This is a genomic window from Roseibium sp. (assembly GCF_965229775.1).
GTDB lineage: Bacteria > Pseudomonadota > Alphaproteobacteria > Rhizobiales > Stappiaceae > Roseibium.
On sequence record NZ_OZ245929.1, the window covers coordinates 2,139,107 to 2,153,642 of the forward strand.

The 14,536-nt window shown below is 62.1% G+C and carries 12 protein-coding genes; 4 read left to right on the forward strand and 8 right to left on the reverse strand.

The window, feature by feature from the left end; genetic code table 11:
* The first annotated feature begins 34 nt into the window (after window positions 1-34).
* The gene (locus ACO07N_RS09760; RefSeq protein ID WP_421980830.1) at window positions 35-1,333 is read left to right on the forward strand and encodes an SDR family oxidoreductase; all 1,299 of its coding nucleotides are present in this window, start codon (window positions 35-37) and stop codon (window positions 1,331-1,333) included.
* The gene (locus ACO07N_RS09765) at window positions 1,333-1,812 is read left to right on the forward strand and encodes a DUF2269 family protein (protein WP_421980831.1); all 480 of its coding nucleotides are present in this window, start codon (window positions 1,333-1,335) and stop codon (window positions 1,810-1,812) included. The genes ACO07N_RS09760 and ACO07N_RS09765 overlap by 1 nt, the downstream gene beginning before the upstream one ends.
* A 100-nt stretch (window positions 1,813-1,912) precedes the next feature.
* Here ACO07N_RS09765 and ACO07N_RS09770 read toward each other — a convergent pair whose 3' ends face one another.
* The 8 genes from ACO07N_RS09770 to ACO07N_RS09805 all read right to left on the reverse strand — a co-directional run bounded on the left by ACO07N_RS09770 (window position 1,913) and on the right by ACO07N_RS09805 (window position 11,811).
* Window positions 1,913-3,424, reverse strand: coding sequence for a BCCT family transporter (locus tag ACO07N_RS09770; protein WP_421980832.1), 1,512 nt, complete (start codon window positions 3,422-3,424; stop codon window positions 1,913-1,915).
* Window positions 3,425-3,549: 125 nt separating this feature from the next.
* Window positions 3,550-4,863, reverse strand: a complete 1,314-nt coding sequence (gene preA / locus ACO07N_RS09775; protein ID WP_421980833.1) for an NAD-dependent dihydropyrimidine dehydrogenase subunit PreA — start codon at window positions 4,861-4,863, stop codon at window positions 3,550-3,552.
* Between the two features lie 37 nt (window positions 4,864-4,900).
* Window positions 4,901-6,250 (reverse strand): NAD(P)-dependent oxidoreductase, encoded by a 1,350-nt coding sequence (locus ACO07N_RS09780; RefSeq protein ID WP_421980834.1) that lies wholly within the window; start codon window positions 6,248-6,250, stop codon window positions 4,901-4,903.
* 249 nt (window positions 6,251-6,499) lie between these two features.
* On the reverse strand, window positions 6,500-6,772 hold the full coding sequence (locus tag ACO07N_RS09785; protein ID WP_421980835.1) for a hypothetical protein: 273 nt from the start codon (window positions 6,770-6,772) through the stop codon (window positions 6,500-6,502).
* A gap of 177 nt (window positions 6,773-6,949) precedes the next feature.
* On the reverse strand, window positions 6,950-7,426 hold the full coding sequence (locus ACO07N_RS09790) for a cupin domain-containing protein (RefSeq protein ID WP_421980836.1): 477 nt from the start codon (window positions 7,424-7,426) through the stop codon (window positions 6,950-6,952).
* A 34-nt stretch (window positions 7,427-7,460) separates the two neighbouring features.
* The gene (locus tag ACO07N_RS09795; RefSeq protein ID WP_421980837.1) at window positions 7,461-9,125 is read right to left on the reverse strand and encodes a CRTAC1 family protein; all 1,665 of its coding nucleotides are present in this window, start codon (window positions 9,123-9,125) and stop codon (window positions 7,461-7,463) included.
* Window positions 9,122-10,549, reverse strand: a complete 1,428-nt coding sequence (locus tag ACO07N_RS09800; RefSeq protein ID WP_421980838.1) for a di-heme oxidoredictase family protein — start codon at window positions 10,547-10,549, stop codon at window positions 9,122-9,124. The genes ACO07N_RS09795 and ACO07N_RS09800 overlap by 4 nt, the downstream gene beginning before the upstream one ends.
* Window positions 10,546-11,811: an ROK family protein gene (locus ACO07N_RS09805; RefSeq protein ID WP_421980839.1), complete on the reverse strand. Its 1,266-nt coding sequence runs from the start codon at window positions 11,809-11,811 to the stop codon at window positions 10,546-10,548. The genes ACO07N_RS09800 and ACO07N_RS09805 overlap by 4 nt, the downstream gene beginning before the upstream one ends.
* A 268-nt stretch (window positions 11,812-12,079) precedes the next feature.
* Between ACO07N_RS09805 and xylF the strand changes: the two genes are divergently transcribed.
* Together xylF and ACO07N_RS09815 are read left to right on the forward strand one after the other, a co-directional pair.
* Window positions 12,080-13,111, forward strand: a complete 1,032-nt coding sequence (xylF, locus tag ACO07N_RS09810) for a D-xylose ABC transporter substrate-binding protein (protein WP_421980840.1) — start codon at window positions 12,080-12,082, stop codon at window positions 13,109-13,111.
* A gap of 124 nt (window positions 13,112-13,235) precedes the next feature.
* The gene (locus ACO07N_RS09815) at window positions 13,236-14,531 is read left to right on the forward strand and encodes a sugar ABC transporter permease (RefSeq protein WP_421980841.1); all 1,296 of its coding nucleotides are present in this window, start codon (window positions 13,236-13,238) and stop codon (window positions 14,529-14,531) included.
* Window positions 14,532-14,536: the final 5 nt, after the last annotated feature.

Here is a 14,536-nt window from a genome sequence, read left to right on the forward strand (position 1 = left end):
CGATCATACACATACCGCCGTGGGGGCAATGCCGATGAAGAAGAAAGCTGTTGTACTCGGTGCCTACGGTTTCATCGGAGCGGCTTGCGCGAAGGCGCTGCAACGCCGGGGCTTTTCCGTCACGGGTGTTGGCCGGTCGAAAACGGCGGCGGCGCAGGTTTTGCCCGGCATCGACTGGGTTTTCAGAGACATCGCCGACGTATCCGCGAGCGACTGGAGAACCCTTCTTCGGGATGCGGATGTCGTGGTCAATGCATCCGGTGCCCTGCAGGATGGTGCGCGCGACAATCTGATGGCCATCCACGAAACGGCGATCCGGAATATCTGTGAGGCTCTGAAGGGCAGCGATACACGGTTCGTCCAGATCTCGGCCGCCGGTGTTTCCGAAGAAGCCCCTACCGACTTCTTCCGCAGCAAGGCGCGCGGCGATGCGGTCCTGATGGCGTCGGGCATCGACTGGATTGTTCTGCGCCCTGTCCTGGTGGTCGGGGCGCAGGCCTATGGCGGCACGGCCCTTCTGCGCGCTGCGGCCGCCTTTCCGCTTGTTCAGATCATGATCGCGCCGCAAGCGGAGATCAAAACCGTCAGTGTCGAGGACCTGGCGGCGGCTGTTGCCGAGGCATCGGAGGGCAGGCTCGGCAGCCGGTTCGTTGCCGATCTCACCGAAGACGGGACACAGACCTTTTCGGAGCTGACGCAGACCGTTCGCAACTGGCTCGGATACCCGGCCTGGCGGCATCGGCTGGCACTGCCGGACTGGTCGCTCAGGCTTGCGGGCAGGGCCGCGGACGCCCTTGGCTGGCTGGGCTGGCGCTCACCGCTCAGGACGAACGCCCTTCTGTCGTTGAAGGGCGGTATCAACGGAGACCCTGCCGCCTGGAAAAACCTCGGCGGTGTGGCTCTCAGACCCTTGAGCGAGACGCTGGCGGACTTGCCGGCAACGGCACAGGAGCGCATCTTTGCGCGGTTCTACCTGTTGCTTCCGCTGGCGATCGGATGCCTGTCGCTGTTCTGGATCCTGTCGGGCGCATTCGGCCTGATTTCGCTGGGAGCCGCAAAAGCCGTTCTGACGGACCAGGGTGTTGCTTCAACTCTTGCGGCAACGGCGGTCATCGGCGGCTCGATCATCGATCTGATCCTCGGCATCACAGTGCTTGTCCGCAAGTGGACCCGGGCCGCGTGCCTCGGGATGATCGCGGTTTCCTTCGGTTACCTCGGCGCCGGGACGGTGCTGACGCCGCATCTCTGGCTGGACCCGCTCGGGGTCTTCGTCAAGGTTCTGCCGGCCATCGTGCTGGCACTCGTCGTCTCCCTCGTTCTGGAGGACCGCTGATGTGGTACGAATTGCTCCGGTTCGCCCACGTGCTCGGGGCCTGCGTTCTGCTCGGCACAGGTGCAGGCATCGCCTTTTTCATGGTCATGTCGAACCGCTCCGGCAATCCGGCCCTGATCGCGCATGTCGCCGGTATCGTGGTGCTGGCCGACACGGTGTTTACCGCGACGGCCGCGATCCTGCAGCCCGTCACCGGATACCTGCTGACGCGTGAGGCCGGCTGGCCGCTTACGGAAGGCTGGGTGCTGCTATCGCTCTGCCTTTATGTGATTGTCGGTGTCTTCTGGCTGCCCGTTGTCCTGATCCAGTTGCGGATGCGCAACCTGGCCGTCATTGCCGCGCAGAACGCGGAAGCGCTTCCCGCTGCCTATCACAGGCTCTACCGGGTCTGGTTCGCTTTCGGTTTCCCGGCCTTTATTTCGGTGCTTGCCATTGTCTGGCTGATGCTGACCCGCCCCGACCTGTCCGGCTGGCTTTGAAGGGCCTTTGGTTGGTCACTCGGAAGGCCGGCGCATCAGGATCCAGACCATAGCGCCGATGAAGGCGAATGTCCCCAGGTTGAGAAACGTATCGACGGGATCACCGATCAGCATGGTCTGGTTCCTTTTTGCTGTCCTGCAGGAGTGCCTTCGTCAGGCAGACCATCAGGAGCACGGTAATGAAAACGAACGGCAATGCGCCGAGCGCGATCAGCGTTTTGACCGCATTCATCGATCCGGAGAGGATCATGGCAGCCCCCAGAATCCCCAAAAGCCCGCCCCAGATGACGCGGACCTTCGCGCTCGGATCGGGATTGCCGCCGGTCGAAAACATGCCGAGCACGAAGGCGGCGCTCACCACGCTCGTGACGATGAACAGGAACGCCGCGGCGATCGTCGCAAGCGTCGTAATCGTCGCGAATGGCAAACGATCGAGCAGCGCGAAGGTCATGCGCTCCACGTTGGTCTGGGTCATCGCGAGCAGTTCGCCCTGGCCGTTGAGCGTTTCATAGAGGCCGACACCGCCGAAGGCACCGAACCATATCGTTGAGAACAGGGTTGGCCCGATCAGGACCCCCAGCACGAATTCGCGGATCGTGCGGCCCTTTGAAATACGGGCGACGAAAACCCCGACAAACGGTCCCCAGGCAATCCACCAGACCATGTAGGTCAGCGTCCAGTCCCGGAACCACTGCGTCGTCTCATCGCCGAAGAACGTGAAGGTTTGCAGGCCGCGCGGGATCACCTCGGCGACATACATTCCGATCCCGCTGACGACGGAATTGAGCAGAAACTCGGACGGCCCGAGAATGATCGTGTAGGCGACCAGCGCGATCGCAAGGCCCATCGCGATGTTGGAGAGCTTGGCCATACCACTGCCCAGATCGACCAGCAGCGGCGGGATATAGGCCGCGATCATGACGAGGAAAACACCCCAGACCAGATAGGCGGGTGTGGCTCCGCCGCCAAATAGGACCGTGACGCCGTCGGCGACCTGAAAAACTCCCATGGCAACCGATCCGCCGACACCGATGGCAATCGCCGCGATCGCCATGAAATCGGAGAACCAGCCGACCGCGTTCGCCCATGTTTCGCCCGGAAACAGGTTCTTGACCGGCGCGCTGACCAGCATGGGCGTGCCGCGCCGGAAGCTGAAATAGGCAATCGTCAGTGCGGTTGTGCCGTAGATCGCCCAGGCATGTATGCCCCAGTTGAAATTCGATGCCAGCAGTGCCTGCTCCGCCGCGATCGGTGCGGGGATGGCCTGGCTGGCGAGGTAATAGTGCGTGAGCGGCTCCGCGACGGCCCAGAACAGCAGCCCGACGCCCATGCCTGCGGCGAACAGCATCGCGATCCAGGTCGGCGTCGAATATTCCGGTCTGTCGGTATCGGCGCCAAGACGGATATCGCCGAATTTCGTCACCGTGAGACCGAGACAGAAGAGCAGCATGATCGTCACGGACAGCATCACGAACCAGCCGCGGCTGATGAAATACTGATCGACGACTTCCTTGGCCATCGCCTGCAGGCTGGCCGGATCGGCGACGCCCCAAATACCGATGACGGCGCAAAGACCGATCGAGGCTGCGAGGAGAACACGCGAATCGTTCATGAAGACCCACCCTGACTAGACGCAAGCTAGGCTAATGGGACGACCGTCAGACTGCAATCTTGCTACAAACGACAAAGCGCAGGCGAACGCGTGGCTCGCCTGCGCCGAGAAGTCGTTCAACGGTTTTATTCTGCCGCGTCCTTGACCGCCATCGGGTTGTTCGGGTGCGTTGTCCAGTTGGCGTAGTCCTTCTCGACCGGCTTCTTGGTGCGCGGGTCGATGCTGCCTGCGGCCATTGGCTCCATGGTGATGCAATTCTCGACCGGACAGACATTGACGCACAGGTTGCAGCCGACGCATTCCTCATCGATCACCTCGAAGCGGCGTTCGCCGTTGACCATGCTGGTGATGGCCTGGTGGGAGGTGTCCTCGCAGGCGATGTGGCAGCGGCCGCACTTGATGCAGAGGTCCTGGTCGATCTTGGCCTTGGCGATGTAATTCAGGTTGAGATACTGCCAGTCCGAGACATTCGGAACCGCACTGCCGACGAACTGGTCGACGGAGGTGTAACCCTTCCGGTCCATCCAGTCGCTGAGGCCTTCGATCATGTCTTCGACGACCTTGAACCCGTAGGTCATGGCCGCAGTGCAGACCTGAACGGATCCGGCACCGAGCGACATGAATTCGGCCGCGTCCTTCCACTCGGTCACGCCGCCGATGCCGGAAATCGGCAGACCGTGCGTCTCGGGATCGCGGGCGATCTCGGCGACCATGTTGAGGGCGATCGGCTTGACCGCCGGGCCGCAATAGCCACCATGCGCGCCCTTGCCGTCGACCGACGGCGACGGCGCCATCTCGTCAAGATCGACGCCCATGATCGAATTGATGGTGTTGATCAGCGACACCGCGTCCGCCCCGCCTTTCTTGGCGGCGCGTGCCGGCTTGCGCACATCGGTGATGTTCGGCGTCAGCTTCACGATGCAGGGCATGCGCGAGTGTTTCTTGACCCAGCGCGTCACCATCTCAATATATTCGGGCACCTGGCCGACGGCAGAGCCCATGCCGCGCTCGCTCATCCCGTGCGGGCAGCCGAAATTGAGTTCCACGCCGTCGGCTTCGGTCTCTTCGACGCGCCTGAGAATGTCGATCCAGTTCTGCTCTTCGCACGGCACCATCAGCGAGACCACGAGGGCCCGGTCCGGCCAGTCGCGCTTGACCCGCTTGATTTCCTGAAGGTTGACCTCCAGGGGGCGGTCGGTGATCAGCTCAATATTGTTGAGGCCGATCAGCTGCCGGTCCTTGCCGTGAATGGCGCCGTAGCGCGGGCCGTTAACATTGACCACGGCCGGGTCTTCGCCGAGCGTCTTCCAGACGACGCCCCCCCAGCCGGCCTTGAAGGCGCGGACGACATTGTATTCCTTGTCCGTCGGCGGCGCGGAGGCCAGCCAGAACGGGTTGGGCGATTTGATTCCGATGAAATCTGTACGAAGGTCAGCCATTTTGCCTCTCCCCTAAATCCGAAACGCGGCGCGCGGCTTACGCGCTCAAGGCGGCGTTGATGCTTTCCGCGGCGATTTTTCCGTCTTCGACGGCGGTAACCGTGAGGTCCTCACCGCCCAGAACGCAGTCACCACCGGCCCAAACATCGCCAAGGCTTGTCTTGCGGTCCGCATCGACGACGATCCGGCCCTTTTCAAGCGAAAGCGAGGCGTCGAGGTCGTCATGGACAAGCGTCTGGCCGACGGCCTTGAACACCATGTCGGCGCGCAGCGATACGATCTCGCCGGTTCCCTGAAGTGACCCGTCTGCGCCGGTCGTCGTGCGCTCAAGCTCGATCGAACTGATATGTCCGTCTTCGACCGAAAGCGCATGCGGCTGGGCATTGGTCAGGATCTTCACACCTGACGTCTGCGCGAGATCCTGCTCGAACTTCGACGCGTTCATGCGATCCTGGCCGCGCCGGTAGACGATCGTCACGTCCTCGGCGCCGAGAAGCTTCTTCTGAACGGCAATATCGACCGCCGTCATGCCGCCGCCGATCACCACGATGTGCCGTCCGACCGGCAGCTTGCCGAGTTCTTCTGCCTGCCGGATGTCGGAGATGTAGTCGACCGCGTTCAGAACGCCGCCATGGTTCTCGTTTTCCTTGCCGAGTGCATTGACGCCGCCGAGACCGACCGCCAGGAAAACGGCGTCGTGTGTCGCCCGCAGTTCGGCCAGGTCGAGATTTTCGCCGAGGCGCATGCCGGTCTTCAACTCGATGCCGCCAATGGTGAGAATGAACTCCACTTCGCGTGCGGCAAAATTGTCGACCGATTTGTAGGACGCGATTCCATACTCGTTCAGACCGCCGGCCTTGGCGCGCGCATCGAAAAGCGTGACATCGTGGCCATGAACCGCAAGCCGGTGCGCGCAGGACAGGCCCGCCGGGCCGGCCCCCACGACGGCGACCTTCTTGCCGGTCGAATCCGCCCGCGTGAACGGCGTCTCGTCATGCCCGGACATGTAGTGATCCGTTGCGTAGCGCTGCAACTGCCCGATCTTCACCGGCTTGCCTTCCGCGACTTCGCGCACGCAGACCTGCTCGCACAGCGTTTCCGTCGGGCAGACGCGGGCACACATGCCGCCAAGGATGTTCTGCTCGAAGATCGTCTTGGCCGACCCGTCCGGATTTCCGGTCGAGATCTGGCGGATGAACTGGGGAATGTCGATGCTGGTCGGGCAGGCCTGCATGCAGGGCGCGTCGTAGCAGAAATAGCAGCGGTCGGCTTCGACCTGCGCTTCGTGCGGTTCGAGCAGCGGGTGAAGGTCGCTGAAGTTCTCCGCGTATGCATCCTGGTGCAGGCGTCCGGCGGCAATATCCGGGCCGGCTTTGGTCTGGGTCATTTCGATCTCCGGAAGGTTGGCGATCACATGTCGGTTCGGCCTCCTTCTTTCGAGGAAGCTCTCAGGGTATTGGGCAAAAATTTGAACAGTTAGTCAAATTTTTTTTAGAACAATTAAAAACTTGAAGAAAAAAGTCAGAAATAAACTGCTTTAGTCGCAGGGAGTTAGGTTAAAAATTCAGCTTGCACAAATATATGGCATGGGACTGAATTGGGTAGGAAAATCAGAGCAGAAGACGCATTTTCCGGTTCATGCCGATGAGGCTGGATGGTGCAGCGGCCGCGACGCATTGATGCTGCGCCGGCTGAAGAGCGTTTGCCGCACAGCGGCAAGTCGAGTGCCCAGGCCTCGCGCAGCCAGCACCGGCAGGCTCAAAGGCCAGAACACGGACACGCAAAAGATCCGGAGGAAACGGATGTGCGTGTTCTGGAAGTCATCCAGATACCCGGATGTCGAACGGATCAGAATCACGAGTGTCACCGCACCATAGACCATGGCGCCGATCATAAATCCGGTAATCATTTTGCTACCCACTTTCAGCGGAACGCAATCGCAACACGGACAAGTCGCCCACGGGCCCGGCTGCGATCATCCACCGACCACATTGCACCGGAGAAGGTTATCGCGGAATGTGGTTCAAGTGCCGCAGCGGAGGATTTACGCACAGGTCATTCTGCTTTTTACACAGAAAAGACGGGTTTATTTCAGCGGCGGACCGAGAAACTCGACTTGCCACTTGCGGCTGAAAGCGTTGAGCACCTCGGTGTCAGGCCGCCCTCCTTTCATAACGTCAGCAAGGCCTGCGAAGAAGCGGGACGCGTCGAGCGCCGGGCAGATGATGATGAACTGCCGGGCCGGTGTGTCGCCGTCATTGCGGAACGCGTGCACGCTGCCGCCCGGGATGGTCACGACATCCCCTGTTTCAGCGTAAAAACGTTTGCCGTCTATTTCGTAGAGGTACCGGCCCTCGAGCACGCGGAAGATTTCCGTTTCCGGATGACGGTGAAGCGGCGGCCCGAACCCAGGCGCGTTCTCCGTTTCGATGATGCTCATTGCGCCGTTGCTCTGCGCCGGCTCCATGCGGACCGTCAGCTTCAGTCCGATCTCGGGTATTGCCAGCACAGGCGTTTCGGCGCCGGCGCCTTCAAGTTTGGAATGGAAAAAACTGAACTCCATCAGACGTTCCCTTGGCCAATAAGGGGGAAACTGCTTACTCCGGATACCAGAGCCGGGCCTTTTCCGCGCCGCGCTCGATGATCACGTGCCCGTTGGCGAAAACGCGGTAGGCATGGCTCCAGTCGCCGTCCGGCCATTTGATCCGGATATTCGCCCTTTCCGCGACGCCGAGGCCGAAATGCACGAAGCCCATCTGCCCGGATGCGTGCCCCCCGCCGACCTGGATGTCCTTCACGACCGTCCGGTTGCCGGTTTTCACACTGATCTTTGCACCGACCGCGCGCGTGTTGACCTTGCCCGGCTGGCGGACATCGACCGCAAGCCAGTTGCCAAGCGGACGCGGACCGGCTTCCGATCCGTGCCCGAGATTACGGAACAGGCTCACGGGTGCGGCACGGTTGACCACGACCAGATCGAGCAGGCCGTCCGCGTTGAAATCGGCAAGTCCGGCCCCGCGTCCCCGTCGGTCCAGTCCGATGCCGGAAAGACCGCCCGCTTCGACGAATTTGCCGTTCCACTGACCGATAAGCAGGTTGTCAGGATCGAAGGCCGCGAAATCCGGCATGGCCTCGACATTGCCCTTGGCAATGTAGAGATCCCAAAGTCCGTCATTGTTGACGTCCTGAAACTCGGAGTGCCAGCCCGTGGATGGCTTGAGATCCTCGCCCGCATAGGGACGGTGCGCCGTTACGCCGAGATCGAAGGCGATATCCTGGTAGACGGGAACGGTCTCATCCGTTTCCACGTCCAGTTTCTGAAGCTTGGTGTCGCCCATGCTGGTGAGCGCGTATTCGGGAAAGCCGTCCACGTCCAGATCGACGGACGCGATGCCCATGCCCCAGATCTTCAGATGCTGCCAGCCGTCCGTCTTGCGATAGGGGCGTGGCGGCCGATTGGGGGGAACCGCCCAGAGCTGCTCCTGGCCGCCGCGATAGTAATGACGATCGTTGGAGACACGTAAGGAAGGTTCACCGGACCGGTTCCAGTCGGTGAAGAGGATCGAAAGCGCGCAATATCCGGGCGAGAGGCGCACCGGTTCCGGGTAGGAAAGCGCGCCGTTGTCCCCCTTTTCCGGACGGAACAGGAAATTGTCGTGACAGGTGCCCCAGGGCGCACCGGGCTGCGAGCGATCCACATAGTTGCCGAAGGCGAGCGTCGGAAAATCAAGACCCGCTTCATAGGTTGCCGAAAAGGCGGTGGTCCACTCGCGTCCGCCGTTGAACGACAGGGAGCGGTTTGCGACATCAAAACTGCAGTCGCCCTTGCCCTTCAGCAGCAGGTTCTCGCCAAGCCGCAAAAGCACCAGGTCGAGAATGTCGTCATTGTCGAAGTCCAGGGGATAGGCACCAAGGACCTTCGCCGCGCTCTTGCCGTCGATGGACAGGTCCGTGGCGGCAAAGCGCAGGGCGCCGCCGGTCGGGCTCCGGTTCACGAACAGCTGTGCCGGGTTTTTCCCGCCGGCCAGAAAAAGGTCCGGCCGCCGGTCGCCGTTGCAGTCGAAGATTGCGGAACCGCCGCCGACGAAGTATTCCCATGCGCCGTCGTAGCTGTGATCAATGCCGGCGCTTTTCGCCTCTTCGACAAATGTCGGCACAGGGGCCACCGATCCTCGTGCATCCTCTGCCTTGGACGGGAGCGTCATTGCGGCACAGGCGGCGAATGCCAGAAAGGCCGGACCGCTTCGGATGAGGGGCCTCATGGCGCAATCTCCAGGCTGCGCAGGAAGGCGATAATCGATTGACGGTCGCTTTCCGCAAGATCGGCATAGGCATCGCGGCTGGCTTTCGCAGCCCCGCCATGCGCCAGGATGACCTCGTTGAGGGTCGTCAGGTCACCCCGGTGTCCATAGGGAGCCGTGCTGCCGATGCCCCAGAGCTCCGCGGTGATAAAGACATCCCTTGCAACAAACCGCTGCGCCAGGAGTTCGTTGCCGAAGGTATCGGTTTGCGCATCCGCGATCCGGTGGCGTTTCAGGTCACCGAAAAGAGGAACCAGCACCCGGCCCTTGTCGTCCTTCGGCAGCGCCTGGACCCAGTCCAGCGTCGCAAGATCAAGGGCCAGGGGATGTTCCAGGTCGCTCTGGCGCAGCGTGCCGGCCGTGTCGAACGGGCCGGGATCGTGGAAAACCAGCGAGTCCAGCGGCAGGGACGGCCTGTGGCATGCGGCACAGCCAATGTCGGCAAAGGTGCGCTCACCCTTCGCGCTGGCGCTTTGCCAGATGTCGGGCAGGTCGTTTTTGCGCGTCGGCGCGGGCAGTGTTGCCTGCCAGGCCACCAGCGCTGAAATCTGACCGGCGGACATCTCGGCGGAATATCCGTCGCCGTCGAAATCGTCGGTGCCGGTCCACATCGGCCCGAACCGCTCTGTCGGCTGGATCCCGTGGTGATGGTTCATCGCGTTGACCGTGAACTGGCGCAGCGACACGATCACGCCCTTCTGGCTGAACGGCCGGATCGTCAGGTCGTCGTCGACGCCGTCGAGCGCGGAAACGTCCAGCGTGCCGTCCGGATAGGCGGTGATGCTGCCGAATGAAACATCCTTGGTGGTGAGCGAAACCGTTTCCGGTTGCCCGCCGGACCGTGCAGCCTTCAGCGCGGCGCTTCGTTGCGCGCGAAGTTCGGTTGTCATTTCCCGGGCCAGCAGCTCGATCAGGCCGGCCCCCTGGAGCGCGTTGGTGTTGCGCTCGTTAGAAAACTGCGGGTCGATCGTATCGAAATCGGCGCTTTCAAACCCCTCCGAAACGAAGACGTTGGCCGTGAAGGACCCGGCCCCGCCGACAACCGGCTCGTTATGGCAAGAAGCGCAGGCATTGGCGTCCGGGCCTGCGAGCCGCTGGAACGTGAGGTGCGACTGGCGGCGGACCTTGGTCGGAACAATGGCCCCGGTCGCATCCGGCCGGCCCGCTCCGTCGAGGCTGGTGAACTTGGCGGCGAAGAGATGCTCCCCGAGCGGCTGCAGCACCTCGATGGGGTCCTGGCCGGAGGCGGCCAGTTGTTTGATGTCGATATCCTCCTGGATCGCCTTCTCGCTCCACGGCGGAAGGTCCGGATCGGCAAGCGCCGGTGTCTGCCAGACCAACCCGGAAAGGGCCGCCGTCAGGGCGAGTCTCGAAAGGCCCGTCACGCCGATAACTCCTGGCTGTCTTCACGTCCGGCAGCATTGCCGCGGGTTGACGCCGCGCCGAGAAAATCCTTGTCGAGACGCTCCATCGATTGTGCGATCAGGCCGCTTCGAATGAAATCCTCGTTCCAGGGCATGACATCGAGCGAGAAATTGTTCCTGAGATCGGCGACAAGCGCTTCTTCAAGCCCCTCCCACATGGATTTTTCCATGAAGGAGAAGGCGCGTACGGCGGCACCGGTCAGGACGACGCGTTTCGGATCAATCATCGCGATCACCCGGGCAATCCCGTAGCCGAGAACCCGGCCGGCGTCCTGAAAGGCCTTGAGAGCATCCTGGTCACCTGCACCGGCGCGCTCCAGAAGCTCTGCCAGGCCACGGACCCCGGCCCTGATGGTGACCGGGTCGGTGTCTTCGGGAAGATGGCTCGCAGCCCGTATCAGGGCATAGTCCGAGAGATAGGCTTCAAGGCAACCGCGTTTGCCGCAGCGGCAAAGGGCACCGCCCGGAATGTGATTCGCGTGCCCGAACTCCGCGGCGGTGCCGCTGGCACCGGAGAACAGCTGGTTGTTGAGATAGAGGCCCATACCGACACCGTAGTCCAGCATGATCACCGCGAAGGTGCCGCTGTAGCGATTGGGATCGGACCAGTGCAGGGCCTCTGTTATCATGTTGGTATCGTTGGAGATGTAGCACTCGGCACCGAATGCTTCCTGCAGCGGTGCGACAACCGGAATGCCGCGCCCCGAAAAGGCCGGGCTCCAGGCGACCTGCCCCGTTTCCGTTTCGACGACACCCTGCGCCGCGACACCGATCTCGCAGACATGCGAGGCGTCGACCCCCGCCTCGTCGAGGAAACTTCGGATTGCCGCGATGATGGTCTGCGGAAAACTGCCGGCGTCCGCGGCGGTGCTGTCGAACTTGATTCGCCGGTCCAGGACGACCTCACCGGCGAAATTGACCAGCGAGAGGTCGATATTGTTGACCGACAGGCGGGCGCAGATGATGAAAACGGCTCCTGGTGAAAGTTTCAGCAGGGTTCTCGGACGGCCGCGCGCCTGCGGTGCCTTGGGTTCTTCGCTCTCCAGGCTGACGATCAGTCCCTGATCCAGAAGATCGGAGGTGATCGCGGTCACGGTTGCGGGGCTCAGGCGCGTGATCTGGCCGAGATCGATCCGCGCCATCGGGCCGCTTCTGCGCAGCGCCTGGAGTACAATGCTTCGGTTTTGCCGCCGGATCTGGTCCCGGTCCGCCTTGCGTGTCATGCTCGCTCAGCTCTTCTCAAGGTGTTTCCTCTGTCCCGGGTTTCTCCCGGTTTTTCTCTGTTCCGTCGGCATTTTATAGCCGCTTCGGACAGAGTTTTGCAAAACCATGTTGACAGGAGCGACGCTTTCCTGCAACTTTTTTTCGGACACCAAAAAAAATAACAACATGGCTGTCCCTTTTGCGGCACTGCAACAAAGTGCCGACTGACAAAGTGCATTTTTCGGTTCGGCTGACACGCAGGCCGCGCCAACTGGAGGAAACATCGCAATGCGTAAAACTACCACTTTGCTGGCGGGCGCTCTGCTGTCCGCGACCGCTCTGACCGCCGCCCAGGCAGACGACATTGTTGTTGGTGTCAGCTGGTCGAATTTCCAGGAAGAACGCTGGAAGACCGACGAAGCAGCCATCAAGGGCGCTCTGGAAGCGGCCGGCGCGAAGTACATCTCTGCTGACGCGCAGAGCTCTTCCGCGAAGCAGCTGTCCGACGTCGAAGCTCTGATCGCCCAGGGTGCAACGGCCCTGATCATCCTGGCGCAGGACGCACAGGCGATCGGTCCGGCTGTCCAGGCCGCTGCGGATGAAGGCATCCCGGTCGTCGGCTACGACCGCCTGATCGATGACGCGCGCGCCTTCTACCTGACTTTCGACAACGTCGAGGTCGGCCGCATGCAGGCCGCAGCCGTTCTCGCGGCTCAGCCGAAGGGCAACTACGTCATGATCAAGGGTTCCCCGACCGATCCGAACGCGGACTTCCTCCGTGGCGGTCAGCAGGAAGTCCTTCAGGCAGCGCTTGATTCCGGCGACATCAAGATTGTCGGCGAGGCCTACACCGATGGCTGGCTGCCGGCGAACGCACAGCGCAACATGGAGCAGATCCTGACGGCCAACGACAACAACGTCGATGCCGTGGTCGCCTCCAATGACGGCACTGCCGGCGGCGTTGTCGCTGCGCTGACCGCACAGGGCATGGAAGGCATTCCGGTCTCCGGTCAGGACGGCGATCACGCGGCCCTGAACCGCGTTGCCAAGGGCACGCAGACCGTGTCCGTCTGGAAAGACGCGCGTGAGCTCGGCAAGGCTGCCGGCGAGATCGCCGTCGCGCTTGCCGGCGGTTCGGAAATGTCGGCCGTGGACGGTGCCGGCAGCTGGACGTCGCCGGGTGGCACGGAACTGACTGCCAAGTTCCTGGCGCCGCTGCCGATCACCAAGGACAACCTGAGCGCGGTTGTCGATGCGGGCTGGATCTCCAAGGACGATCTGTGCCAGGGCGTGTCCGGCGGACCGGCTCCCTGTAACTGATAGACTTGCCGAATGCGCGGCCCCGGACGTAAGATCGGGGCCGCAATAAAACGGGTGCATCAAGGCACCGCGGGCAGACCACCCGGCACACTTGCGAAATGGTCTCCAAGCAGGAGTTACCCTGATGTCCGACACCGCTCTGCCCGGCTCGAACCGCCCGGCGGCCCGAAACTTGTTTGCCGCGTTGCAGCTCGACACGCGTCTTTTGGGCATGATCGGCGCGTTTGTTGTCCTGTGCCTCGTCTTTAACGTGTTCACAGACGGCCGCTTTCTGACGCCGCGCAATATCTTCAATCTGACGATCCAGACCGTCTCCGTCGCGATCATGGCGACAGGAATGGTGTTTGTCATCGTGACCCGTCACATCGATCTGTCCGTCGGTTCCCTTCTGGCGACCGTTGCCGCTGTCATGGCGGTGGTGCAGACGGATCTTCTTGCACATCCCGATGTGCTGGGGCTGGGTCATCCGGCGATCTGGGTTCTTGCACTGATCGCCGGGATCTGTGTTGGTGTCGCGATCGGCGCCTTCCAGGGCTGGATGATCGGCTATCTCGGCATTCCGGCTTTCATCGTCACGCTGGGCGGTCTCCTGGTGTGGAGAAACGTGGCCTGGTTCATTACCTCCGGCCAAACGATCGGCCCGCTGAACGAGACCTTCACCATGCTCGGGGGCATCGGTGGCACCATGGGCGAAACCGCGTCGTGGATCTTCGGTCTTCTTGCGGTCGGTATCGTGCTGTGGCTTCAGGTCGCCTCGCGCCGCCGCCGCGCCTCCCACGGCTTTCCGGTCAAGCCGGTCTGGGCCGAGCTTGCTCTGGGAGCAATCACGACGGTCGCCATTCTCGGCTTTGTGGCGATCCTGAACGCCTATCACATTCCGGCTGCACGGCTGAAACGGATGTTTGAGGCGGTTGGCGAAACGATGCCGGAAGGGCTTGAGGTCGGCTACGGCATTCCCTACTCGGTGGTGTTGCTGATCCTTGTGGCGGTTGCCATGACGGTGGTTGCGCGCCGCACGCGTCTCGGGCGCTACATTTTCGCAACGGGCGGCAATCCGGACGCGGCAGAGCTGTCCGGCATCAACACGCGGTTCCTGACGGTCAAGATCTTCGCGATCATGGGCGGCCTGTGTGCGCTTGCCGGGGCCGTTGCCTCCGCCCGTCTCGGGTTCTCGACAAATGACATCGGGACACTGGACGAACTGCGAGTCATCGCGGCGGCCGTGATTGGCGGGACCGCGCTCGCCGGCGGCGTCGGCACGATCTACGGCGCAATCCTGGGCGCATTGATCATGCAGTCCCTGCAATCCGGCATGGCGATGGTCGGTGTCGACGCCCCGCTGCAGAACATTGTGGTCGGCGTGGTTTTGGTCGTGGCCGTCCTGGTCGATATCATCTACCGCAAGCGCACGGGAGAGTAAGACAT